This is a genomic window from Brevundimonas sp. M1A4_2e, from assembly GCF_053345555.1.
In genome coordinates this window covers 1-22,998 of the sequence record NZ_JBKFAI010000004.1, presented here as the reverse complement: position 1 = coordinate 22,998, position 22,998 = coordinate 1, and the positions used below count along the sequence as shown (strand labels likewise).

21 protein-coding genes and 1 tRNA gene are annotated in these 22,998 nt (G+C 66.9%); 11 read left to right on the top strand and 11 right to left on the bottom strand.

All coding sequences use genetic code 11. From position 1 onward, the window contains the following. The first annotated feature begins 56 nt into the window (after nucleotides 1-56). From ACLBV5_RS09370 to ACLBV5_RS09350, 5 genes are all read left to right on the top strand, one after another. Entirely contained in the window at nucleotides 57-1,052 is a 996-nt protein-coding gene (locus tag ACLBV5_RS09370; protein WP_025976611.1) for a KpsF/GutQ family sugar-phosphate isomerase, read from the top strand. After that, a complete protein-coding gene (locus ACLBV5_RS09365; protein WP_025976612.1) occupies nucleotides 1,052-2,317 on the top strand; it encodes a glycosyltransferase family 4 protein in 1,266 nt (421 codons plus the stop codon). Before ACLBV5_RS09370 ends, ACLBV5_RS09365 begins: the two co-directional genes overlap by 1 nt. Nucleotides 2,318-2,352: 35 nt before the next feature. Further along, nucleotides 2,353-3,498: a polysaccharide biosynthesis/export family protein gene (locus tag ACLBV5_RS09360; protein ID WP_312444692.1), complete on the top strand. Its 1,146-nt coding sequence runs from the start codon at nucleotides 2,353-2,355 to the stop codon at nucleotides 3,496-3,498. A gap of 6 nt (nucleotides 3,499-3,504) precedes the next feature. Further along, complete coding sequence (locus tag ACLBV5_RS09355) at nucleotides 3,505-4,029, top strand: hypothetical protein (protein WP_312444689.1); 525 nt, start codon at nucleotides 3,505-3,507, stop codon at nucleotides 4,027-4,029. Between the two features lie 115 nt (nucleotides 4,030-4,144). Beyond that, nucleotides 4,145-4,885 carry a class I SAM-dependent methyltransferase gene (locus ACLBV5_RS09350; RefSeq protein WP_025976615.1) on the top strand — a complete coding sequence of 247 codons (741 nt, stop codon included), beginning with the start codon at nucleotides 4,145-4,147 and terminating at the stop codon, nucleotides 4,883-4,885. On the opposite strand, the gene ACLBV5_RS09345 is transcribed toward ACLBV5_RS09350, so the two are convergent. The 6 genes from ACLBV5_RS09345 to rpmH form a co-directional block, all read right to left on the bottom strand. Further along, nucleotides 4,882-5,883, bottom strand: a complete 1,002-nt coding sequence (locus tag ACLBV5_RS09345) for an LLM class flavin-dependent oxidoreductase (protein ID WP_447605492.1) — start codon at nucleotides 5,881-5,883, stop codon at nucleotides 4,882-4,884. The two genes, ACLBV5_RS09350 and ACLBV5_RS09345, sit on opposite strands and share 4 nt — an antisense overlap. Nucleotides 5,884-5,967: 84 nt before the next feature. Next, nucleotides 5,968-6,477: a DUF3617 domain-containing protein gene (locus tag ACLBV5_RS09340; RefSeq protein WP_392354451.1), complete on the bottom strand. Its 510-nt coding sequence runs from the start codon at nucleotides 6,475-6,477 to the stop codon at nucleotides 5,968-5,970. Between the two features lie 75 nt (nucleotides 6,478-6,552). Next, nucleotides 6,553-7,221 (bottom strand): ribosome biogenesis GTP-binding protein YihA/YsxC, encoded by a 669-nt coding sequence (yihA, locus tag ACLBV5_RS09335; RefSeq protein ID WP_447605491.1) that lies wholly within the window; start codon nucleotides 7,219-7,221, stop codon nucleotides 6,553-6,555. 4 nt (nucleotides 7,222-7,225) lie between these two features. Continuing rightward, a complete protein-coding gene (yidC, locus tag ACLBV5_RS09330; protein WP_447605490.1) occupies nucleotides 7,226-9,028 on the bottom strand; it encodes a membrane protein insertase YidC in 1,803 nt (600 codons plus the stop codon). A 5-nt stretch (nucleotides 9,029-9,033) separates the two neighbouring features. Beyond that, a complete protein-coding gene (gene rnpA, locus ACLBV5_RS09325; protein ID WP_025976620.1) occupies nucleotides 9,034-9,474 on the bottom strand; it encodes a ribonuclease P protein component in 441 nt (146 codons plus the stop codon). A 34-nt stretch (nucleotides 9,475-9,508) separates the two neighbouring features. Beyond that, complete coding sequence (gene rpmH / locus ACLBV5_RS09320; RefSeq protein WP_024354913.1) at nucleotides 9,509-9,643, bottom strand: 50S ribosomal protein L34; 135 nt, start codon at nucleotides 9,641-9,643, stop codon at nucleotides 9,509-9,511. Nucleotides 9,644-9,822: 179 nt separating this feature from the next. Between rpmH and ACLBV5_RS09315 the strand changes: the two genes are divergently transcribed. The 3 genes from ACLBV5_RS09315 to ACLBV5_RS09305 all read left to right on the top strand — a co-directional run bounded on the left by ACLBV5_RS09315 (nucleotide 9,823) and on the right by ACLBV5_RS09305 (nucleotide 12,656). Next, nucleotides 9,823-10,551: a TVP38/TMEM64 family protein gene (locus tag ACLBV5_RS09315; RefSeq protein ID WP_447605489.1), complete on the top strand. Its 729-nt coding sequence runs from the start codon at nucleotides 9,823-9,825 to the stop codon at nucleotides 10,549-10,551. Beyond that, nucleotides 10,548-12,008 carry a sensor histidine kinase gene (locus ACLBV5_RS09310; RefSeq protein WP_447605488.1) on the top strand — a complete coding sequence of 487 codons (1,461 nt, stop codon included), beginning with the start codon at nucleotides 10,548-10,550 and terminating at the stop codon, nucleotides 12,006-12,008. The genes ACLBV5_RS09315 and ACLBV5_RS09310 overlap by 4 nt, the downstream gene beginning before the upstream one ends. A gap of 96 nt (nucleotides 12,009-12,104) precedes the next feature. Beyond that, entirely contained in the window at nucleotides 12,105-12,656 is a 552-nt protein-coding gene (locus ACLBV5_RS09305) for a cell wall hydrolase (RefSeq protein ID WP_447605487.1), read from the top strand. A 75-nt stretch (nucleotides 12,657-12,731) separates the two neighbouring features. On the opposite strand, the gene ACLBV5_RS09300 is transcribed toward ACLBV5_RS09305, so the two are convergent. From ACLBV5_RS09300 to ACLBV5_RS09290, 3 genes are all read right to left on the bottom strand, one after another. Then, nucleotides 12,732-13,775 (bottom strand): ribonucleotide-diphosphate reductase subunit beta, encoded by a 1,044-nt coding sequence (locus tag ACLBV5_RS09300; RefSeq protein ID WP_025976624.1) that lies wholly within the window; start codon nucleotides 13,773-13,775, stop codon nucleotides 12,732-12,734. Nucleotides 13,776-13,944: 169 nt separating this feature from the next. Next, a complete protein-coding gene (locus tag ACLBV5_RS09295; RefSeq protein WP_447605486.1) occupies nucleotides 13,945-15,264 on the bottom strand; it encodes an acetyl-CoA hydrolase/transferase family protein in 1,320 nt (439 codons plus the stop codon). 82 nt (nucleotides 15,265-15,346) lie between these two features. After that, a complete protein-coding gene (locus ACLBV5_RS09290) occupies nucleotides 15,347-16,084 on the bottom strand; it encodes a phosphatase PAP2 family protein (RefSeq protein WP_447605485.1) in 738 nt (245 codons plus the stop codon). Nucleotides 16,085-16,337: 253 nt separating this feature from the next. Between ACLBV5_RS09290 and ACLBV5_RS09285 the strand changes: the two genes are divergently transcribed. Next, nucleotides 16,338-18,221, top strand: a complete 1,884-nt coding sequence (locus ACLBV5_RS09285) for a ribonucleoside-diphosphate reductase subunit alpha (RefSeq protein ID WP_303705063.1) — start codon at nucleotides 16,338-16,340, stop codon at nucleotides 18,219-18,221. 161 nt (nucleotides 18,222-18,382) lie between these two features. Beyond that, nucleotides 18,383-19,246: a lipid A-modifier LpxR family protein gene (locus ACLBV5_RS09280; RefSeq protein ID WP_025976628.1), complete on the top strand. Its 864-nt coding sequence runs from the start codon at nucleotides 18,383-18,385 to the stop codon at nucleotides 19,244-19,246. Nucleotides 19,247-19,259: 13 nt separating this feature from the next. On the opposite strand, the gene ACLBV5_RS09275 is transcribed toward ACLBV5_RS09280, so the two are convergent. After that, nucleotides 19,260-20,987 carry a gamma-glutamyltransferase family protein gene (locus tag ACLBV5_RS09275; RefSeq protein WP_447605484.1) on the bottom strand — a complete coding sequence of 576 codons (1,728 nt, stop codon included), beginning with the start codon at nucleotides 20,985-20,987 and terminating at the stop codon, nucleotides 19,260-19,262. 193 nt (nucleotides 20,988-21,180) lie between these two features. Here ACLBV5_RS09275 and ACLBV5_RS09270 point away from each other — a divergent pair. Then, nucleotides 21,181-21,257 (top strand) — tRNA-Arg (locus tag ACLBV5_RS09270). Between the two features lie 970 nt (nucleotides 21,258-22,227). Here the strand turns inward: ACLBV5_RS09270 and ACLBV5_RS09265 are convergent. Further along, complete coding sequence (locus tag ACLBV5_RS09265) at nucleotides 22,228-22,680, bottom strand: surface-adhesin E family protein (RefSeq protein WP_155800718.1); 453 nt, start codon at nucleotides 22,678-22,680, stop codon at nucleotides 22,228-22,230. Nucleotides 22,681-22,998: the final 318 nt, after the last annotated feature.

Here is a 22,998-nt window from a genome sequence, read left to right as displayed (position 1 = left end):
CAATTCCGGCTGCTGTACGAAGAGCCGCAGAAGCGGCCCCGGCGCCTGGAACCGTGATGACCGCCCTCTCCGCTCCTTCTACTCCCGAACAGCTCGCCGCCATGTCAGACCGCGCCCGCGAGGTCGTGCGCCTGAACATAGAGGCGCTGGAGGCGCTGGAGCGGTCGCTGGATTCCTCGATCGCGCGGGCGGCCGACGTCATCCTGTCGCGGCCGGGCTATGTCGTGGTCACCGGCATGGGTAAGTCCGGACACATCGGCGGCAAGATCGCCGCCACCCTGGCCTCGACCGGCACCAACTCGTTCTTCGTCCATCCGGCCGAGATGAGCCACGGCGACCTGGGGATGCTGCGCCCGGACACCACGCTTCTGGCCCTGTCCAACTCGGGCGAGAGCCGCGAACTGCGCGATCCGCTGATCTTCTGCGCGCGCAACGACATTCCGGTGATCGGCCTCACCCAGAGGCCGCAGAGCTTCCTGGGCCGCCACTCCGACGTCTGCCTGACCATGCCCAAGGTGGCCGAGGCCTGCCCCAACGGCCTGGCGCCGACGACTTCGACTCTGATGTCGCTGGCGATGGGCGACGCCCTGGCGATGGTGCTGATGGACCGGCGCGGCTTCACGCGGGAGGATTTCGGCCTGCACCATCCGGGCGGCTCGCTGGGCATGAGCCTGCAGACCGTGCGCGAATGGATGGGCGACAACGCCGCCGCCCCCGCCAGCGTGCCGCTGGACGCTGATTTCAGAACCGTCGTCTCGGCCATCACCGAGGGGCGCAAGGGCGCGGTCGCCGTGCTGGCGCCGGACGGCTCTTTGGCCGGGATGATCACCGACGGCGACGTGCGCCGCGCTTTCACCAACGACATCACGGCCCTGCACGCTGAAGACATCATGAGCCGCAGCCCGATCACGGTCGATCCTCAGGCCCGGATGAGCGACGTGGTCGATCTGTTGAGCGCCAACAAGATCAGCAATCTGTTCGTCATCGATGAGCGGCGCCCCGTCGCCATCATCCACATCGCCGAGCTGATGCAGGCGGGATACGTCTCCTGATGGTGCAGGACGTGCTCTTCGACGCCAGTCGATTGCTCAGCCGGACCGAACGCAGCGCGCCGACCGGCGTGGACCGGGTCTGTCTGGCCTATGCCGAATGGCTGATCGAGCATCCCGTCTATCGGATGACGCCGGTGCGGGCGCGCAAGGACCAGCTGGCGCGCGTCGACAACGACTGGTTCCGTCAGCGCCTGACCGAGCTGCGGACGCGCTGGACCGGCCCCGGCGCGGTGTCCGAACTGAACGGCGAGGCCCGCAGGCTGTTCGACGCCCTGAACTCGCCCGACAACGGCGCCTCGGTGATCGGCCACGTTCCTGAGGAGAACCCGCAACTTCGCAAGAAGCCGAAGCGGGTGTGGAAACAGTATTTCCGGTCGCGCCGCATCGCCGCCCCGCCCTCGGCCCGCGCCTATATCAACGTCGGCCACACCAGTCTGAACACGCCGGACATCCTGACGTCGCTGGCGGACGGCGGCATCGAACGGATCATCATGGTCCACGACCTGATCCCGGTGACCCACCCCGAGTTCTGCCGCCCCGGCGACGGGGCCAAGCATGAGCGGCGCATGCAGAATGTCCTGCGCCACGCCTCGCGCATCCTCGTCAACTCCCACTACACGGCGGACGAACTGAAACGGTTCGCCGCCCGATCCAACCTGGCCGCCCCGCCGATCGAGGTCGCCCACCTGGGGCTGGAGCGCACCTTCGACAGCCGCACCGCCATCACGGCCGCCCGCCCCTACTTCCTGCACGTCGGCACGATCGAGGCCCGCAAGAACCTGGCCTTCCTGCTGACGGTCTGGCGGCGCCTTCAGGAGACGATGGGCGACGAGACGCCGCGTCTGGTCCTGGTCGGGCGTTACGGCTGGGAGAATGAGGCGGTGCTGGACCATCTGCAGCGCTCGCCCAATCTGCGGGGCCTGGTGCATCAGGCCGAAAACCTGCCCGACTGCGCCCTGTCTGCGCTGATGCGCGGCGCCCGGGCCATGGTGGCGCCGTCGTCGGTCGAAGGGTTCGACCTGCCCGCCGTCGAGGCCAGCGCCATGGGCGTGCCCCTGATCGCCTCCGACATCGCCGCCCACCGCGAACTGGTGCCCCACGCCCGCCTGATCGACCCGCTGGACGGGCTGGGCTGGCTCAGCGCGCTGGAGGACTGGACCCGCAACCCGCCCGTCGCCCCGCCCTATTGCGCCCCGGACTGGGCGCGCCATTTCAATGTCGTTCAGGAACGGGTGCTGTCTTCCTCTGGCGGCGCGACCGCCTGAAGGGTAAGCATCTGATGAAATTGAACAGAGGCCCCATGACCAGAACCGCCGCCAGCCTGCTCATCGTCGCCCTTCTGGCCGGGTGCTCCACCCTGCCGCGCGACGGGCCGTCCGGGCGCAATGTCGTTCAGGGCGCCTCGTCGCCCGAACGCGCCGGCGACTACGCCCTGATCGATCTGGATTTCGCCCTGAGCGAACGTCTCAAGGCCGCGCCGCCGCCGTCCTTCTCGACCCTGGCCCTGGCGTCGTCGGACGCCCCGACCGACGTGATCGGCGTCGGCGACACCCTGGCCGTGAGCATCTTCGAGCCCGGCGGCGCCCTGTTCGGGGGCGGCTCCAACAACGCGGGATCCAGCGGCAACCAGACCCTGCCGCCGCTGGTCGTCAACCGCAACGGCGCCGTGCCGATCCCCTTCGCGGGCGAGGTCAATGTTCAGGGGCTGACGCCGACGCAAGCCTCGGCCGCCGTGCGCCGCGCCCTGATCGGCAAGGTGGCCAATCCGCAGGTGATCGTCACCATCGCCGGCAATACGTCCAACGCCGTCACCGTGTTGGGCGAGGTCCGCAATCCGGGCCGCCAACCGCTGACGAGCAACCACAACCGCATTCTGGACGTGATCGCCGCTGCGGGCGGCCCGTCGCGGTCGCTGTATGACATCGACGTTCGGATTCAGCGCGACGGCAAGACCTACGCCGCGCCGATGTCCGTCGTGACGACCGAGTTCAATGAAAACGTGCGCCTACAGCGCGGCGATCAAGTTAATCTGGTCTACAAGCCCCGTCGCTTCAGCTCCTTCGGCGCCTTCAACGCCGTGGCGCGCAGCGAGCTGCCGTCCGGGCCCCTAACCCTGGCTGAAGCGCTCAGCGGCGTCGGCGGGCTGGACTCCAACCTGGCCAACGCCCGGTCGGTGCTGGTCTTCCGCTTCGAGCGGCCGGAGGTCGCCCAGGCCCTGGGCATTCAGCAGGCCCCCACCTCGCGCGGGGTGCCGGTGGTCTACCGTCTGAACCTCAACGAGGGCGAGGGCTTCTTCATCGCCAGCAACTTCCAGATGCAGCCAGACGACGTCATCTACGCCCCGCGCGCCGGAGCCGCAGAGATGCGCAAATTCTTCGAGTTCGTGCAGAGCATCACACGCGTCGTCTACGACGTCTCGGTGACCAGCACGCTGAACCTCGACTAAGGCGCGATGTTCGGCCGTCCTCGGCGTCGTCAAGAGGCGGCCCCCGCGGTCGCGCATCCAACCGGTGCGGGTGAAGACGAAGCCGACGACGGTCTGCGCGCCATCCTGGAGCAGATCGCCGAAGTAGAAGCGATCGCCGTCGCCATCTATGCGCGCCACGGCCTGCCGGATCGATTGGGCCACTATCGGCGACGCCGAGGCGAGGACGATTGGGCGCTGATCGGCGAACATCTGACGCCGACGGAAAAATGGGACATGATCAGCGGTCCCTCCGACGAAGGCGAATGGCGCTTCGCCACCCTGGCAGGGCTTGGCGCACGGTCCGACAACGCCGAGGTGCGCCGCGCCGCCGCTATCCTCGCGGCATGCCAGGGCCTGCGCGCGCGCCTGAACGAGCGCGCGCCGATATCGGCCCAGGACTTGGCCGACGCCATGCGCCTCGGCGCCGCCTGCGGCCGCACGACAGCCTCCGGCGACGCCTCGATCAAGGGCCCCACGCCCCTATGCTTCCTGCCTCCGTCGGACATCTAGAGCGCGCGTACAGACGGACATTGACAGCCTTGGCGAGGCTCGCGTTACTTGCACTCTGACTAAGGATAACCGCGACTGGACGACCTCTTTTTCAACACTAGGAAGCGAGCCTAAGATGCCTGATCTCAGCTGGAATACTTCGCTTTGGGGCGACAACTACGGCTGGGAGGAGGCGGGTGAAGAATGGAGCGTTCCTTGGGGAGGCAGCGAAGCCCAATGGTATGGCTCGCTATTCCCCCGGCTCCACCGGCTGCTTCCTGCTTCCAGCATCCTAGAGATCGCGCCGGGTTACGGTCGCTGGACGCGTTTCCTGCTCCCCAACTGCGAACGCTACCTCGGCATCGATCTGAACGCGTCCTGCGTCGAAGCCTGTCGCAACAGATTTTCCAATGCTTCACACGCCCGCTTTGAGAGCAACGACGGCCTGTCGCTCGCCGCCGCCCCAGACGCATCGTTCGATGTCGTCTTCTCGTTCGACTCGCTGGTCCACGCAGAAATAGACGTCCTGCAAGCCTATGTCGCCGAGATCCTCCGTAAACTGAAGCCCGGCGGCACGGCCTTCATTCATCATTCCAACTATGCCCAGTCTCAACTCGTCGAGGGCCAGAACGACCATAGTCGGGCGCATTCCGTCTCCGCCTCAGCGGTCGCGGACCTCGTTTCCGTCCATGGCGGTCAGATGGTGGTGCAGGAAGTGGTCACCTGGATCGACGCGGCGCTTCTGGATTGTCTGACCATGTTCCGCAGGCCGGCAGGGCAGGCCGAAGTTCCAGCGCCCGTGCACCTGTCGAACCCTTATTTCGCAGATGAAGCCAGGCTCATCGCGCATTTCCAGGCGCCCTACTCCGCTATCTAGGGCAATCGCCCGGTTCGCCCTGCCGCCTCGGCCAGAAGCTCCAGCGATCGTATCCGCGCGGCCGGGTCCCAAATCTGGCTGGTGAGCATCAGTTCGTCGGCCCCGGTTTGGGCGATGAAGACGTCAAGGGCGGCCCGGGCCGTCGCCGGAGCGCCGACGGCCGAACAGGCCAGAGCCGCGTCGATCATGCCGCGCGCGGCCCCGTCCAGACGCTCGTAATAGCCCTCGACCGGGGGCGGCAACTTGCCGGGGCGGCCGGTTCTCAGGTTGACGAAAGCCTGCTGGACCGAGGTGAACAACAGGCGCGCCGCCTCGTCCGTCTCGGCCACGAAGGCGTTATAGCCCAGCATGACGTAGGGCTTGTCCAGATGCGGCGATGGACGGAAGGTTTGCCGATAGATGTCGATGGCCCGCATCATCTCGCCGGGCGCGAAATGACTGGCGAAGGCGTAGGGCAGGCCCAGATGCGCCGCCAGTTGGGCGCCATAGGTCGAGGAGCCCAGAATCCAGATCGGCACGTCCTGCCCCTCGCCCGGATTGGCGATGATGCGCTGATCGGCCGTGGCGGGCGCGAACCACTGCATCAGCTCCATCACATCCTGCGGGAAGGCGTCGTGGTCGCCCTGAAGCGTCCGGCGCAGGGCCCGCGCTGTCGCCTGATCCGAGCCCGGCGCGCGCCCCAGTCCCAGGTCGATGCGGCCGGGATATAGCGCGTTCAAGGTGCCGAACTGCTCGGCGATGACCAGCGGGGCGTGGTTGGGCAGCATGACGCCCCCGGCCCCGACGCGGATGGTCTTGGTCGCCGCCGCCACTGCGCCGATCACCACCGAGGTCGCCGCGCTGGCGATGCCCGGCATGTTGTGATGCTCGGCCAGCCAGTAGCGATTGTAGCCCAGCCGTTCGGCGTGGCGGGCCAGATCGATGGTGTTGGCGAGCGCCTGGCCCACGTCGGAGCCTTCGGGGACGGGGGCGAGGTCGAGAACGGACAAAGGGATCATCCGACCGATATGGGGCCGCTTCGCAGCGGCGCCATGTCCGCCCGGACAATCGGCCTCTTTTGCCAGGCGCCGGCCCGCGAGCGATTACTGACCGGCGGGGCAGTCGCCGATGCGCTCGGCCGTCATGGTGACCTTGGTCTGGGCCATCTGGGGCGTCGGCGCCGGGTTCATCCTGGTCGTCACTTCGGTCACGTAGCGGCTGTTGAAGTCGCCGGTGACGCGGATGGTGGAGTCAGCCTTCATATTGCCCGGCAGGGCGCAGGTCGACGTGGCGACCATAGCGTCGCCCTGGCGCGCGAAGGGCTGGGTCGTGCAGTCGGCGCCCGGCTGCTGGGCATTGGCGGGAGCCTCCAACTTGGCTTCCTTGATGCAGACATCCTGCGGCGCCATGGCCGCGCCGCCGGGCATGCCTTCCATCGCCGTGGACACGCGCCACAGGCCGGGCTTGGGCGCGTCGAGCGTCGCAGGCGCGGCGGCGGTCGAGGCGGTCTCAGCTCCATCAGCAGCCGGAGCTTCGGCCTTGTTGTTGTTTCCGCAGGCCGACAGACCCATTAGGCAGGCGACGGCGACGCCGCCGATGATCGCTGAACGCATGGCGCGCTCCCCTCTCGTTAAGAACCGAGCGGATAACGCGGGTCTAGCTTAACGGTTCATACCGCCGCGAGCGGTTCAGTCCAGGGTGACGCCCGTGGTGCGCATGATCTCGGCGCGCAGTTCGGGCAGACCGAAGCCCTTTTCCGACGACGTGACAGCCACGTGCGGATAGGCGGCCGGGCGTTTGGCGATGGCCTTCAGCGTCGCGGCCTGGACCCTCGCGGCTTCGCCCGCCTTCAGCTTGTCGGCCTTGGTCAGGACGATCTGATAGGAGACGGCCGACAGGTCCAGGGCGTCCAACGCCTCGTCATCGACCTTCTTCAGGCCGTGACGGCTGTCGATCAGCAGATAGACGCGTTTCAGCGTCACCCGGCCGCGCAGGTAGTCGCGGCCCAGGTCCTGGAACTTCTTAACCGTCGTTTTCGACGCCTTGGCCCAGCCGTAGCCGGGCAGGTCGACCAGACGCATCCGACCGTCCAGATCGAAGAAGTTGACCTCGCGCGTGCGGCCCGGCTCGTTCGAGGCGCGCGCCAGCTTGTGCATGCCGACCAGGCCGTTGATCAGGCTGGACTTGCCGACGTTCGAGCGGCCGGCGAAGGCGATCTCGGGCAGGTCCGGCGTCGGCAACTGCTCGATCTTGGCGCAGCCCATGATGAAGGTCGCGGGGCGCGCGAACAGGATGCGCGCCGCCTCGATCTCGGCGTCGGCGTATTCGCCGACCTTGGGCTCGTCAGAAGCGTCCAAACGATCAGGCCTTCTTGAAACGGGCGATGAAGCTGTCGATCGGGTTCTCGGCCCCGAAGCGATGCATGATCACATATTGCTGGATGATCGACAGGACGTTGTTCCAGGCCCAGTAGATCAGCAGGCCGGCCGCGAACGGGGCCATGATGAAGGTGAAGACGATCGGCATCAGGGCGAAGATCTGACGCTGCATCGGGTCCTGCGCCGGCGGGTTCATCGCCATCTGCAGCCACATGGTGAAGCCATAGACCAGCGGCAGGACGCCCAGGTGCAGCGGGCCGTTCAGGATGCCGCCCAGCACCGGCAGGGTGGCCGGGTCCCACGGCACGGCGCCGAACAGGTTCCACACGGTCGAGGGGTCGCGCGCGGACAGGTCGCGGATCCAGCCGAAGAAGGGGGCGTGACGCATTTCGATGGTCACGAACAGCACCTTGTACAGGGCGTAGAAGACCGGGATCTGCACCACCATCGGCAGACAGCCCGCCAGCGGATTGATCTTCTCCCGCTGATAAAGGGCCATCATCTCCTGCTGCTGCTTCTGCGGGTCGGAACCGTGCTTCTTCTTGATCTCCTCCATCTTGGGCTGGAGGGTCCGCATCTTGGACAGGCTCTCGTAGGACTTGTTGGCCAGCGGGAAGAGGACCAGCTTGACCACGACCGTCAGGGCCAGGATGGCCAGGCCGAAGTTGCCCAGCACGCCGTAGAAGAACTCCACCACGGTGAAGATCGGGCGCGTCAGGAACCAGAACATGCCCCAGTCGATGGCGTAGACGAAACGCGGCAGGCCCAGCGATTCCTCATAGCCCTTCAGCACCTCGGCGCGCTTGGCGCCGGCGAACAGGCGCTGGGTCTCTTCGATCTGGCGGCCCGGCTGGATCGTGCGGGTGGCGCCCAGCATGGCGGCTTCGTGGACGTTCATGCCGTCGGCGTCGCGCACCGAGAAGCGGCCTTCGATGGCTTCGTCCTGGGTCGGGATGAGGGCCGCCAGCCAGTATTTGTCGGTGATGCCCATCCAGCCGCCGACCGAATCCTTCTGGATGCGCGGCTTCTTGGCCCAGTCCTTGTACTTGACCTGTTCGGTGGTGAATTTGCCGTCCGAACCGAAGGCGCCGATGGCCCCCTCGTGCAGGATCATCTGCTTGCCGAGGTCGACCGGGACGCCCTGGCGCTCGACGCGGCCGTAGGGGGCGATGGCGATGGCCTGGGTTCCCAGGTTGGCCACCGTGTCCTTGACCGTGAACATATACTGCTCGTCGATCGAGACGAGGCGGGTGAAGCGCAGGCCCGAACCATTGTCCCAGGTCAGTTCGACCGGGGTGGTCGGCGTCAGGGTCTCGCCCTTGGTCAGGCGCCAGACGGTGTTGGGGCCGGGCACGCCGCCGGCGACGTTCGGGCCGCTCCAGCCGAACTGGGCGAAATAGGCGTGCTCCATGCCCTGCGGGCGGAACAGCTCGACCGGCGGCGAACTCTTGTCCAGCGTCTCGCGGTAGTCGGTCAGATAGAGGTCGTCGATGCGCGCGCCCTGCAGCGACAGCGAGCCCTTCAGCTTCGGCGTCTGGATCGGCACGCGGGCGACGGCGCCCAGGGCCTGGCCCCGGTCCTTGATGAAGACGCCCGGCGCGGGGCCCGTCGGCGTCAGGCCGGCGTCGGCCGAAGCCTCGCGCGCCTTCTGCTGCTCGGCGGCGACGATCTGCGCCTGACGGCGGCTCTCGGCCTGCGGGCGCATCACCATGAAGTAGTAGACGCCCATGATCAGGGCCGCGCACACGAAGAAGATGATGGTGTTGCGCGAATTCTGGGTCTGCATCGAAATCAGCGGTCCTGGTCGGCGGGGCGCGGGCTGGTGGCGGCGCGGGTCGGTGTCGAGGCGGTCGAAACGGCCCGGTCTCCCATATCGGAAGCCGCGCGCGGGGTTGCGAGCCTTGTAAGGGCCGATTTCACATCGTCAAGCAAGCGGTCCCAGTCGCGGTCCGCCGTCCCCATGCGGGCGATGAACACATAGTCGCATCCCGCTCGCCCGTGCAGCGGCGTCAGCAGGCGCGCGGCCTCGCGCAGACGGCGCTTGGCGCGGTTGCGCACGACGGCGCCGCCGATCTTGCGGGTGGCGGTGAATCCAAGGCGCACCGAAGGGTCCCCGTCGGCGCGGTCCAGCTGCTGGACCACCACGGCGCCGCGGGCCTGGGAAACGCCTTTGGCGGCCGCCAGAAACTGGGGCCGCCTCAACAGGCGATCGATTTTCATCAGATCGGTCATGCGCCCCGCCCTGAAGGGAAATGGGCGCGTGACGTCAGGCCGTCAGGCGCTTGCGGCCCTTGGCGCGGCGACGCGCGACAATCTTTTGGCCGTTCGCGGTGGCCATCCGCGAACGGAAGCCGTGACGGCGCTTGCGCACGAGTCGCGACGGCTGATAGGTCCGCTTCACGGTCGGCTCCGGGTTACTGGGGTTGGCGACAGACACAAGCGTCAGCCGCGAGAGAGGCGGGCGTATAAGCGGCGACAGGACGGGAGTCAACGCCACAGCCGCTTTTCCGTGCGCTCGACAGACGCGCACGACGGCTGGAAATCCGCTAGGGATGCAGAAGAAAGAGGATGGAGCGCGGTTTGGACCGGGTCAAAAGATTTCTGCCCCTGGCCGTGCTGTTGGCCGCCGCCGCCCTGATCTTCGGCATGGGCTGGAATCGCTATCTGTCGCTGGACACGCTGCGCGAGCATGGCGCAACGCTGGAGGCCCTGGTCGCCGGACATTATCTGCTGGCCCTGGGCGCCCTGATGCTGATCTTCGCCCTGCTGACGGCCAGCGTGGTGCCGGGTGTGGTCTTCATCACCGTGACGGCGGGCTATCTGTTCGGGCCATGGGTCGGGGGCGTGGCCACCGCCTTCGCCGCCACCGTCGGCGCCCTGGCCGTCTATTATGTCGGACGCACGGCTCTGGGCGATTCCCTGCGCCGCCGCGCCGCCGCCGATACGGGCCTGCTCAACAAAGTCTGCGCGGGGGTCGACAAGGACACCTTCTGGTATGTGCTGATCGCCCGTCTGGTCGTCACCGTGCCGTTTCACATGATCAATGTGGCGGCGGGCGTGATGGCGGCCCCCCTGCGCCCCTACGTCATCGCCACCTTCGTCGGCCTGCTGCCCGCCCACATCATCTATTGCTGGATCGGCGACAGCCTGCATGAGGTGCTGATCACCAATCCTACCCCCGACATCCGCAGCCTGTTCGCCGAGTTCTTCTGGCCCCTGATGGGCGTGGCCTTCCTGTCGATGCTGCTGCCCCTGCTGCTCAGGCTGGGCCAGACGCTGCGCGGCCGCCGCCGCACGGAGGCGTCATGACGGCGGGCGAGATGCAGTCCCATGCGCCCGAGGTCACGCCGGTGACGGAACGGCCCGAGCCGCGCCGCCGGTTCGCCCTGCCGTCGCCGGACGGCCTGTCGGTGCGGCTGCTGGTGCTGACGGTCGTCTTCACCCTGTCGGTCGTCGGCCTGATCATCGTGCCCAGCGCCGCCTCCTTCCAGGAGCGGTGGCTGATGGACCGGCTGCAGGCGGCGGAACTGGCCTCGGTCGGAGTCGAGGCCCTGCCCTATTCGGCTGTCGAGGACACGACGGCGGAGCAACTGCTCAGCATCGGCGGAGTGCAGTCGGTCGTGGTCGGCGAGCAGGGCGTGCGCCGCCTGCTGCTGCAGGCCCCCAACCTGCCGCGCGCGCCCGAGCTGATCGACCTGCGCCAGCGCAATATCGGGGCGCGGCTGCTGGACCCGTGGAAGACCCTGTTCGGCCACCCCGACCGCTCGCTGCGGGTGCAGGCGGCGCCGCGTTATCGCTCGGGCGACCTGATCGAGATCCTGGCCCCGGCCCAGCCGCTCAAGAAGGAGCTGGCGACCTTCCTGCGCAACAACCTGGCCGTGGCCCTGCTGATCGCGGCGGTGGCGGGCGGTCTGCTGTACGCCGCCCTGTCCTATCTGGTGCTGCAGCCGCTGGGCCGCGTCACGCGCTCGATCGAACGCTTCGCCGCCGATCCCGAAAGCCCGGCCGAACCGCCGTCCAGCCGTCGCGACGAGATCGGCCGGGTCGAGCGCGAACTGGCCCGGATGCAGGAGGAGGTGCGCCAGTCGCTGCGCTCGCGCGCCCGCCTGGCGGCGCTGGGCGAGGCGGTGGCCAAGATCAATCACGACCTGCGCAACATGCTGACCTCGGCCCAGATGGCGTCTGAGCGGCTGTCGACCTCGTCCGACCCGCTGGTGGCGATCGCCCTGCCCCGGCTGGAGCGGGCGCTGGGGCGCGCTTCGACTCTGGCGCGCAACGTTCTGGCCTATGGCAAGACCGAAGAGCCCGAGCCCCAGCGTCAGAAGATGTTGCTGGCCCGCGCCGTGGCCGCCGCCGCCGAGGACGCCGGGCTGGAGCCGGACCGAGTGAAACTGGTGCGCGACCTGCCCGCCCGCTTCACCGTCAACGCCGACCCGGACCAACTTCACCGCATCCTGGTCAATCTGATGCGCAACGCCCGTCAGGCCATCGAGGCGAATCCAGAGAACGGGGGCAAGGGCGCCATCACTGTGAGCGCCGCGACCGAAGGGGCTGAGGCCGCCATCCTCATCGCCGATGACGGACCCGGCATCCCGCCGCGCCTGGCCGAGCGCCTGTTCGAGCCCTTCGTCAGCGGCAGCAAGGCGGACGGCACGGGGCTGGGCCTGACCATTTCGCGCGAACTGGCGGCGAACCACGGCGGCTCGCTGACGCTGGTCGACACCGGGCCGTGGGGCGCGCGGTTCGAACTGCGCCTGCCGATGTGACCGGCAGCCAAACCTGCCCGTAAAGCGTTGTTCCCCTGAAGCCTCGGAAACGCCAAGCTTGCCGCGTTCCGTCGCCGCGTCCGAAGGAGATTTTCGATGATTCGCTTTTCCGCCCCGCGAAGCGCCGCGCCGGTTCTGTCCCAGACCTTGGCCTTGACCCTGGGGCTGGCAGCCCTGGCTGCGCCCGCCGGCGCCCAGACCACGACGCCCCGCGCCGACCCGCCTCAAGCCCAAAGCTCAGCTCAAGCCCAGAGCTCAGCTCAAGCCCAGTCACGCGACCCCGTCGCCGAAATGCTGACCAAGGGCGAGCGCTACCGCCGCGCGCCTGATTCCAAGCAGGACCCCGACGAACTGCGTCAGACCCAGGCCCTGAACGCCGAAATCGTCGCCCAGAACGACCTGGCCGAGAATGAGGACCGCGCCAATCAGGCCGCACAGGCCGAGGCCCAGCGGCGCTGGCAGGCCGAGCTTAATCAGACGGAGGCCGACGCCCGCGCCGCCCGTGAACGCCACGAGGCCGATCTGCGCGCCGCCGGGGAAGCCCAGGCCCGCTATGACCGAGAGATGGCCGACTGGCGCGCCACCGTCGCCGCCTGCGAACGCGGCGACCGCGCCCGCTGCAACGCCGGGCGTCAGGGGCCGAACTAGGCCCTCCGCAACAAAAAAAGGCGCCGCCGACCTTGCGTCAGCGGCGCCCTTTTTACTTAGCCAACGCGGGCTGGATCAGGCCTCAGCGCTGTGCGTGCGGCGCTTCATCATATTGTCGAAGCTGTCCCAGACGCCGTCGGCGCCGTGCCACGACCCTTGCGTCGCCGCCTTGGAGTATTCGGTGGCGCGCGCCTCGAAGAAGTTGGCGTGCTCCACGCCGCTGAGCAGCGACTGCAGCCACGGCAGCGGGTTCTCGGTCACGCCGTAAACCTCGGGCAGGTTCAGCTGGCGCAGGCGCCAGTCGGCGATGAAGCGGATGTAGGCCTTGATGTCGTCGGGCGTCATGCCGTTCACCGGGCCCATTTCGAAGGCCAGGTCGATGAACTTGTCCTCCATCTGGATCACCGTCTTGCAGCAGTCCACGATGTCGTCGGCCACGGCCTTGGTGACGGCGCCCGTCTCCTTGTTGAAGGCGTGGTACAGCTTGATGATGCCTTCGCAGTGCAGGCTCTCGTCGCGCACCGACCAGGACACGATCTGGCCCATGCCCTTCATCTTGGACTGGCGCGGGAAGTTCATCAGCATGGCGAAGCTGGCGAACAGCTGAAGGCCTTCCGAGAAGCCCCCGAACATGGCCAGGGTGCGGCAGATGTCGGCGTCGCTGTCGACCCCGAACTGGCCCATGTAGTCGTGCTTGTCCTTCATGGCCTCGTATTCCATGAAGGCGCCGAACTCGCTGTCCGGCATGCCGATGGTCTCGAGCAGAAGGGCGTAGGCCGCGATATGGATGGTCTCCATATTGGCGAAGGCGGCCAGCATCATCTTCACTTCGGTCGGTTTGAACACCCGGCCGTAGCGCTCCATGTAGTTGTCCTGCACCTCGATGTCCGCCTGGGTGAAGAAGCGGAAGATCTGGGTCAGCAGGTTGCGCTCGCCGTCGTTCAGATTGGCGGCCCAGTCCTTGACGTCCTCGCCCATCGGGACTTCCTCGGGCATCCAGTGGACCTGCTGCTGCTTCTTCCACATGTCGAAGGCCCACGGATAGCGGAAGGGCTTATAGGCGGCCGAAGGGGTCAGCAGGCCGGGCATGTCGGGACGAATGATAGCGGGGGCGTTCATCGAAAAAGACCTGTCGCGAATCCAGGAGAGGGCGCCCGCACCATGCGTCCCCCGGCGCGTCCGAACAAGGGATGATGCGCACATCTAGCGATCACTTTTCGCACGACCGCTAGATGTGGTGTTTGAATGGCAGGAAACTGGGGAGGAAGATGGGGACGGTTTGTTAAACCTAGAGCAGGCCCATCGCCCTGGCCTCGCGCTCCAGCCCTTCGCGGAACTCCGGCGCGGCCAGGCCGATCAGGGCGCGGGCGCGGGCGTCGTCGGTCAGCCCCTTCAGATTGACGGCCCCATGCTCGGTGACGACGTAGTGGATGTCGTTGCGGGGCGTCGTCGCCGGACCGTCCAGCCGCGCCACGATGCGCGAGGCGGTCCCCTTCGCCGCCGTCGAATGGCAGGCGATGATCGACTTGCCGCCCTTTGACGCCGTCGCGCCGCGCACGAAATCCAGTTGCCCGCCCGCCGCCGTATACTGCCGCCCGTTCAGATATTCCGAGCAGCAGGCGCCGAACAGGTCGATCTGAAGGGTGGCGTTGACCGACACCATCCGATCGTTGCGGGCGATGACGGCCGGGTCGTTCACATAGTCGACCGGATAGGCTTCGACAGCCGGGTTCTCGTGCAGGAACTCATAGGTCGAACGGTCGCCCATGGAGAAGGTGAAGACAGTCTTGCCCGGATGCAGGGTCTTGCGCGCATTGGTGACCACGCCCGCCTTCATCAGCTCGACCAGACCGGGCGTCAGCATCTCGGTGTGGACGCCCAGATCGAGATGGTCGTGCAGGGCCGCGCACACAGCGTCCGGCAGGGCGCCGATGCCCATCTGCAACGTCGCCCCATCCTCGACCAGCCCCGCGATCAGGGCGCCGATGGCGCGATCCTGCGGCTGCTGCGGCGCCTTGCCCGCCTCCAGCAGGGGCGCGGCATGTTCGACCAGGGCCGCGACCTGAGAAATGTGGACGCGGCAGTCGCCGAACACGCGCGGCATTTGCGGATTGACCTCCAGGATCACCCGCTGCGCGCTCTGCGACACGGCCAGGGCGTAGTCGGTATTGGTCCCGAAACTGAAATACCCTTCGGCGTCCATCGGCGAGACGGTCGCCAGCAGGGTGTCGACGCCGATCTCCTGCGTCAGCAACCGAGGCGCCTGCTGAAAGCCGGTCGGCACGAACCAGACGGCGCGGCGGCCCTCCTCGATCGCGCGCGCCTCCAGCTTCCGTTCGATGGCGCCGTGGAACAGGCTGTGCGGGCGGATGCGGTCGGTCAGTTCGTAGCGCATCACCGTCTCGCCCGCGATGGCGGTGGACAGCAGGTAGTAGAGGTTGATGTCGCCGACCTGCCGCGCCTCGGCCCGCTCGGCCAGCGCCTTCAGCAGGGCCGGCGGCTGGCCGACGCCCAGGGCCATGGCGACCTTGGCGCCCGACGGTATCAGGGCGGCCGCCGCCTCGGGCGTTGTCAGCCGTTCGGCGTAGAGGGCGGCGAAATCGGTCATGGGCAACTCCTGAAACGTCGTCCGTCTTTATCCGTCAGCTGCGCGCCGTCGCGGCGCTAGACCTTGGTCTAAGGGCGGGCGATCAGGGCGCGTCCTGAAGCGGCGCGTCGTGCAGGCGCTGGCGGCGCTCGGCGGCATAGGCGAACAGCCACAGCGCCATCGACCAGGCGGCGCCCACGCTCCAGCCCGCAAACACGTCCGAGGCCCAGTGCGCGCCCAGATAGATGCGCGTCAGCCCGATCAGAAGGGCGATCACCACCGCACAGCCCAGCACATAGGCCTTCAGCCTCCGGCGCGGAAAGGCCCGCGTCAGCATGACGCCCAGCGTCAGATAGAAGACCGTCGACAGCAGGGCGTGACCGGAGGGGAAGCTGGCGTTCAGCGTATCGACCGCCTGATAGATCTGCGGCGGCCGCTCGCGCTCGAACAGCGCTTTCAGCCCCTCGCTCAAGGCCACCCCGCCCGCCAGGCCGACCACCAGCATCAGCGCCGACAGCCGCTTCTTCATGATCAGCAGGAAGCCGATGGCGATGATCGCGAACAGCGTCAAAACCGATATGCCGCCCAATGACGTCAGGTCCGCCGCCGCCTCGTGCAGCCACCACGGCCCCCAGGGGCGGCCGGGATCGTCGGCGAAGGGCCGGACCGCCGCCAGCACCGCCTGATCGAAGGCCTGGCCGTCCGCCTCGCGCATGTCGTCGGCCACCTCGATGAAGGTCAGCACCCCCAGGGCGACGACCAGCATGGCGGCCACAGCGGCGATTTCAGTGCGCGCGACACGCAGGGCGCGGGTCAGAAAGGCGGTGGGATGCGGAGCCATGGGGCGCTAACGGCGAAGCTGGAGGGACGTTCCCTGCCTGATAGATTTCCACAACCTTTGGATAAACACCCCCAGCAGGCAGCAAATGCCCGCGCGGCGCTGACGAATCACTGGACGAAATTCCTGCCTGTGCGTGTCACCTAGGTTCGCCAAAAAAAAATCACTTGGCCTGCGACGTTAATGCCGATTTAGTCACTTCCGGACAGGGTACCCACTACATCTAGTGGTTTCCAAGCAAGAGCGGGATAGCGAGATGGCTGGCGGCGAAGCGTTGCAGACAACGGAATTCTCTCAGGTTTCCCCGGCTCCGATCGAGCTGAAGCCGGACCTGAAGGTGGTGGGCGGCTTGAAGCTGGACCGCTCGCGCGACGCCCTGCTGACCGATTTCGGCAAGAAAACGCTGGAAGACCGCTACCTGCTGGCGGGCGAAAGCTACCAGGACATGTTCGCCCGCGTCGCCACGGCCTATGCCGACGACGCCGAGCACGCCCAGCGCGTCTATGACTATATGTCCAAGCTGTGGTTCATGCCGGCGACGCCCGTCCTGTCGAACGGCGGAGCCGATCGCGGCCTGCCGATCTCCTGCTTCCTGAACGCGGTCAACGACAGCCTGGACGGCATCCAGAACGTCTGGAACGAGAACGTCTCCCTGGCCTCCAACGGCGGCGGCATCGGCACCTATTGGGGCGGCGTCCGCTCCATCGGCGAGAAGGTCAAGGGCGCGGGCCAGACCTCGGGCATCATCCCCTTCATCCGCGTGATGGATTCGCTGACCCTGGCGATTTCGCAAGGGTCCCTGCGTCGCGGCTCGGCCGCCGTCTATCTGGACGTGCACCACCCGGAGATCGAAGAGTTCCTCGAGATCCGTAAACCCTCGGGCGACTTCAACCGGCGCTCGCTGAACCTGCACCACGGCATCAACATCACCGACGCCTTCATGGAAGCGGTGCGGGACGGCAAGAGCTTCGACCTGATCTCGCCCAAGACCGGCGAGGTGCGCAAAACCGTCGACGCCCGCAACCTGTGGACCAAGATCCTGGAAATCCGGATGCAGACGGGCGAGCCCTATCTGATCTTCTCGGACACGGTGAACCGGCAGATGCCGCAGCACCAGAAGGACCTGGGCCTGTCGGTCAAGCAGTCCAACCTGTGCTCGGAAATCATGCTGCACACGGGCCTGGACCATAAGGGCGTCGAGCGCACCGCCGTGTGCTGTCTGTCGTCGGTCAACGCCGAGACCTTCCTGGAGTGGCGCGAAGAGCCCCGCTTCATCGAGGACATCATGCGCTTCCTCGACAATGTGCTCGAGGACTTCATCACCCGCGCCCCGTCGTCGATGGCCGCCGCCGTCTATTCGGCCCAGCGCGAGCGTTCGGTGGGCCTGGGCCTGATGGGCTTCCACTCCTTCCTGCAGGCGCAGGGCGTGGCCTTTGAATCGGCCATGGCCAAGAGCTGGAACATGCGTCTGTTCAAGCACCTGCGCCGCGAGGCCGACAAGGCCAGCCGCACCCTGGCCGAGGAGAAGGGCCCCTGCCTCGACGCCGCCGAGCGCGGCGTCATGGAGCGCTTCTCGCACAAGCTGGCCATCGCCCCGACCGCCTCGATCTCGATCATCTGCGGCGGGACCTCGGCGGGCATCGAGCCGATCCCGGCCAACATCTACACCCACAAGACCCTGTCGGGCTCCTTCGCGGTCAAGAACCCCTATCTGCAGAAGCTGCTGGGCGAGAAGGGCATCGACACCGAGGCCGTCTGGTCGTCGATCCTTGAGCACGAAGGCTCGGTCCAGCACCTGGACGCCCTCAACGACGAAGAGAAGGCCGTGTTCAAGACCGCCTTCGAACTGGACCAGCGCTGGGTCATCGAACTGGCCGCCGACCGCACCGGCGACATCTGCCAGGCGCAGTCGCTGAACCTGTTCATCCCCGGCGACGTCAACAAGTGGGACCTCCACATGCTGCACTGGTCGGCGTGGGAGCGGGGCCTGAAGTCGCTCTATTATCTGCGCTCCAAGTCGGTGCAGCGCGCCGCCTTCGCCGGCGCCGAGGACAAGGTCGAAGCCGAGATCGATCCCAACCAGCCGGACCTCTTCTCCGTCACCCGCATCGACTACGACGAGTGTCTGGCCTGCCAGTAAGGCAAGCCTTAGCCATCATCGCCATCGCCTTTCAGCCGCCCGGGGGAACCCTCTCCGGGCGGCTTCGTTCGTTTGACTAGGATTAAGGCGCAAAAGAGTCCGTTGCGGTTCCCCGGCGTTCGTGCACAGTGGAACCGTTAACGGGTCGGGAGGGACCGTTGATGCGGCGCATGGCATGGGCAGGACTGACGATCGGGGCGGCGACAGTCGTCTCCATGCCCGTTTCCGCCCTGCCGCAGATGGAAGCCGACGGCCCCATCGTCGCGCGCGGCGGCGAGGCGGTCCGGTTCGAGGACGCCGCCGCCCTGGCCGACAGCCGCCTGCCCTTCTCGGCTGAGCCTGAGGCGGCCTTCGGCGCCCCGGTCCAGATCAACACCGCCTCTCGTTTCAGCGCTGACGCCGGCCAACTGCGGCAAGAGGCCTGGTTCGCGGGCGACGGCTTCACCGACCGTCTGCGGATCACGACCACCGGCGAGCTGCGCCACGCCGACGGCTCGCCCGCGCCGCCCCGCGCCCTGGACCCCGTCGCCTTCTCGGGCGAGAGCTATGACGTCACCTACACGCGCGGCTGGACCGCGGCCAGCGGCCGCACCGCCTCGGGGCTGGAAGTGTCCCTGACGCCGCACGCGGGCTTCGGCGTCGGCAGCGACGGCCCGTCGGCCGAGGCCGGGGCCACCCTGCGCATCGGCGAGAATCTGGACCGGCTGGCCCCCAACGGCGACGAAGCGTTCGGCGACCGCCCGCGCTGGTATCTCTACGCCGCAGGCTCCAAGCGGGCGGTCGGCTACAACTTCGCCCGCACGCGCGACGGCGAATTCGCCGGTTCAGGCGTGACCCAGGACGCCGGCACCTATCTCGGCGACGCCTCGATCGGCGTGGCCTATCGCCGGGGCGCCATCCAGAGCTCCTTCGGCGTGGTCTACCGCGAAATCGAAGCCAAGGGCCTGCGCGGCTATCAGGGCATCAACACCGACGTGTCGGAAGGCTTGGTGGCCTTCCAATTGACGATCCGCCCGCCGCGCTAGGCTCCTCCTCCTCCTACTGCGTCCGCGCCACGCCCTCGCGGCGGCTGTCGGCCGCTCCGTCCCAGCGGCCGTCCCGCCACAGCCCGCCATGCAGACCCGAGGTCTCGGTCGTGTTGGGCCTCAACTCCACGCCGCGCGCCGCCATCCCTTCGCGCACCGCCTCTGGGAAGCCCTCGGTGTCGGCGCCGAAGCCGTCGCCCTTGGCCACCAGGTTCGGCAGGTCGAACGCCTGCTGCAGCGGCAGGCCCCAGGCCAGGGCGCCGATCAGGGCCTTGGCGTTATAGGCCAGGATCGACGAACCGCCCGGCGAGCCCAGTAGGCCCACCAGCCGCCCCTCGCGATCCAGGATCAGGGCCGGCGACATCGACGAGCGCGGCCGCTTGTTCGCCGCCACGGCGTTAGCCGCAGGCGTGCCGTCCGACGCCGTCGGAACCATCGAGAAATCGGTCAGCTGATTGTTCAGGAAGAAGCCGCCCGCCATCCGGCCCGAGCCGAACAGGCTCTCGACCGTGGTGGTCATGCTGACGGCGTTGCCTTGCGCGTCCACCACGACCAGGTGCGACGTCCCCGCCGGTTCGCGCGTGGCGTCCGCGCCGACGTTCGGCGCCCCCGCCGGCACGCCGTAGGGCGCCGCGCCCCGCAAGGCCGGCGCCAGCGCCGCCCGCTCCGCCACATAGGCCGGGGCCAGCAGACCCGCCACCGGCACGCTGACGAAGGCCGGATCGCCGAAATAGCGGTCGCGGTCCGCGTACATCAGCCGCTGCAGCTGGCCAAAGGCGGCCCAGGCCTCGGGGCTGTCAGGGCCCTTGTCGATATCCGGCGTCCGCTCAGCCATCGCCAGCAACTCCAGGATGGAGGCCCCGCTGGACGGCGGCGGCGGCACGCAGATGGTGTAGATCTTATAGGGACCGCACACGGCCTCGCGCACCAGAGGGCGATAGCCGGCGACGTCGGCCGTGGTCAGGGCGCCGGGACGCGGTCCCGCCTGCACCGCCGCCACAATAGCCTCGGCCAGCGGCCCCTGTTGCAAGGCCGCGGCGCCGTCCCGCGCGATCCGGCGCACCGTCTCGGCATAGGCGGGATTGCGCAGGACATCACCCGCCTGATAGCGCGTCCCGTCCGGCTTGGTGAAATACTCGCTCGCCCAGCGGGTCTTCGCCTGAGGCGCGTCGCTGTTGATCATGCCCGCCAGCCGCTCGCTGACGACAAAGCCGTCCTGCGCCAGTTTCTCGGCGTCGCCGAACAGCTCCGACCAGGCCAGGGCTCCGTGCTGCTTCTGCGCCAGGGCCAGCATGGGCACCACGCCCGGCGCCCCGGTCGAGCGCCCGCTCAACACCGCATCGACAAAGGCCAGCGGCTGGCCGTTCTCATAGAAGAGTTCAGGCGTGGCGGCCGCCGGCGCCGTCTCGCGCCCGTCATAGACGGTCACGGCCCCGCTCTGCCCATCATAGAACATCATGAAGGCGCCGCCGCCCAGGCCCGACGACTGCGGCTCGGCCAGACCCAGCACCGCCTGCACGGCCACGGCCGCATCCACGGCCGACCCGCCGCGCGCCAGCACCTTCATCCCCGCCTCGACCGCCAGGGGATTGGCCGCCGACACGAACGGCCCGCGCGCGATGGTCTGGCTTGCCTGCGCCTGCGCCTGCGCTCCCGGCGCGACGCCAGCGTCCAGCGCAGACGTGGCGCACCCGCCCAGCAACAGGGCCGCAGCCGCCGTCCCGGCGATCAACGCCGACATTCTGCGGGCAGGACGGAAGGTGAAAAATGGCAAGGCGCGCACGCAATTTCTCCAGCACGTTGCAGGGCGCCTTATGCCTAGGCCCCACGCCCCCTCAGGCCAACCCTGCATTTTCTCAAGTTTTTCTTAGAAAACCGACTTGCCAGCCCGGAAGCGACCCGCTAGATACCCGGCCCTGCCCGCAAGGCGGTGCGCACCCGTAGCTCAGCTGGATAGAGCACCAGACTACGAATCTGGGGGTCAGGAGTTCGAATCTCTTCGGGTGCGCCACTTTGAACATTTGTGTGTTTTTCGCTGTCCGACAGCTGAGCGATGGCAGGGCCTTGTCAGAAGGCGGCTTTAATCGACCCGGAGCCAGACGCGCTTATGCGACCGTCGGCGCAGGCTGACGGCGCCCGACAGCCGGCGACCGGCAGTCTTGTAATCCGTGATGTAGAAAAAGGCCGACACGTCCGCCAGGATGGCGCCGCCTCAGGTCGACGCCAGCTTCACAGCAAGTCTGGAAGAGGAAAGATGGCGCGCCGCCCTGGACGAAGCTGAGAACTATTCCGCCATGGTCGGCTGGGCAGCTTGAGCTGAATGTCTGCATTCTGGTCGGAAGCCATGGTCGCAAACCGACCCATTGCGGACGTTTGCGAATTAAATCTAGGACGGCTGATGATCATCGCCTTGATGTTTTTCGCTCTCAGTCAATCGCCACCACCTGCCCCAGCGCGGCCTGAACCCGGCGTTTGTGATTTATCCGAGCGTGATCCAGCGACTGGATCTCGGCTTTGGTGCCCTGCTGAGCTCCTGGGGCGAGTGCCACGAAACCTGATGGCTACGATGCCCATCGAGGGAACGGGCAAGGGGTGGGCGCTGTTGAAATGCGACCTCGGTGAAGGTGGCGTGACGACGGCGTGCGGTCTTGTCGACGAGTCGCAGCCGGGGTCTTCGTTCGGCGCATGGGCAACACGCGTTCAGCTCAGAGCGACTGCGCAGGTACGCGGTGGCAGTTTCCCCCAAGCGGGCGATAGCTACTACGCCTTTGCTCGATGGGAAGTTCGCTAAAGTCGAGGCCGTGACCAGATCGTGAGCAATCCGGGCGAGGTCCTTACTTACGACGACTTTGGCCGGCTCGCACCTACCGCGTCAATTCGCCGACCAACGGGGGACACGGCCGGTAAACGGGGCATCGCTGAAATATGTAAAGAGATTCGGGCGAGACACCCGAGCATTCAAGAGCGCTTCGGATGTTGAGTCACGTGGCAGGAATGTTGCGATACATTCGGAACAAGCTCAGCGCTGTGGCCCAGCTAATGTCGCCGTCTTTGACAAACTCGTTGGTGCATACGGCTTTCAAGATCAAGCTCTCTGTCGGTTTATCGCCGGAGGCTACTGCGGGACCAGCCAAGTCGGACCGCGTCACCAACTGGCCGCCGCCATCATACCAAACGACGGAAAGCGGCTTTGTCGTGCGGGCTTCGCAATCATACTCAGCTAGCGACAAGGCGTAGTCCATTCCCGAAACAGTCAAAGGAAGCATCATCGCCGTCCAAGCGGTCGCTCTGCCATCGGAGTGAACCACGGTGGACATTTCTACTGCGGTCGCTTTGGTGCTGCTGACTTCCACAAGCCTCCAATCGCTCGCCCAAGCGATGCCAGAAGCCGATGATAGAGCTGCTGCGATCGTCAAAACCTGTTTCGCTTTCACTCGGCGACCACTCTGGCTGCAAATTCCATCGTGGATTTATAGCGACTGACTGAACCGATGTCTGCTTTCCACCCCTAGTCGTCGTTCGCCGTGTCTGCTGTCGGGCACGATCGGCTAGGACCGCTTCCGGCACCTGACGTTAAGGCCGAAATCGACCCTTAGCGGACTCCTAACCGTCATGTAACTAACCACCACCGACAGCTGACTGGACATGACGATTGACGTGACCCCCTGAAACTCCTCCAGGAATAGCTAGAGTCCGCCCTAACGAAGGACGGACAGAATGAAGCGATCAAGGTTCACGGAAGAGCAGATCAT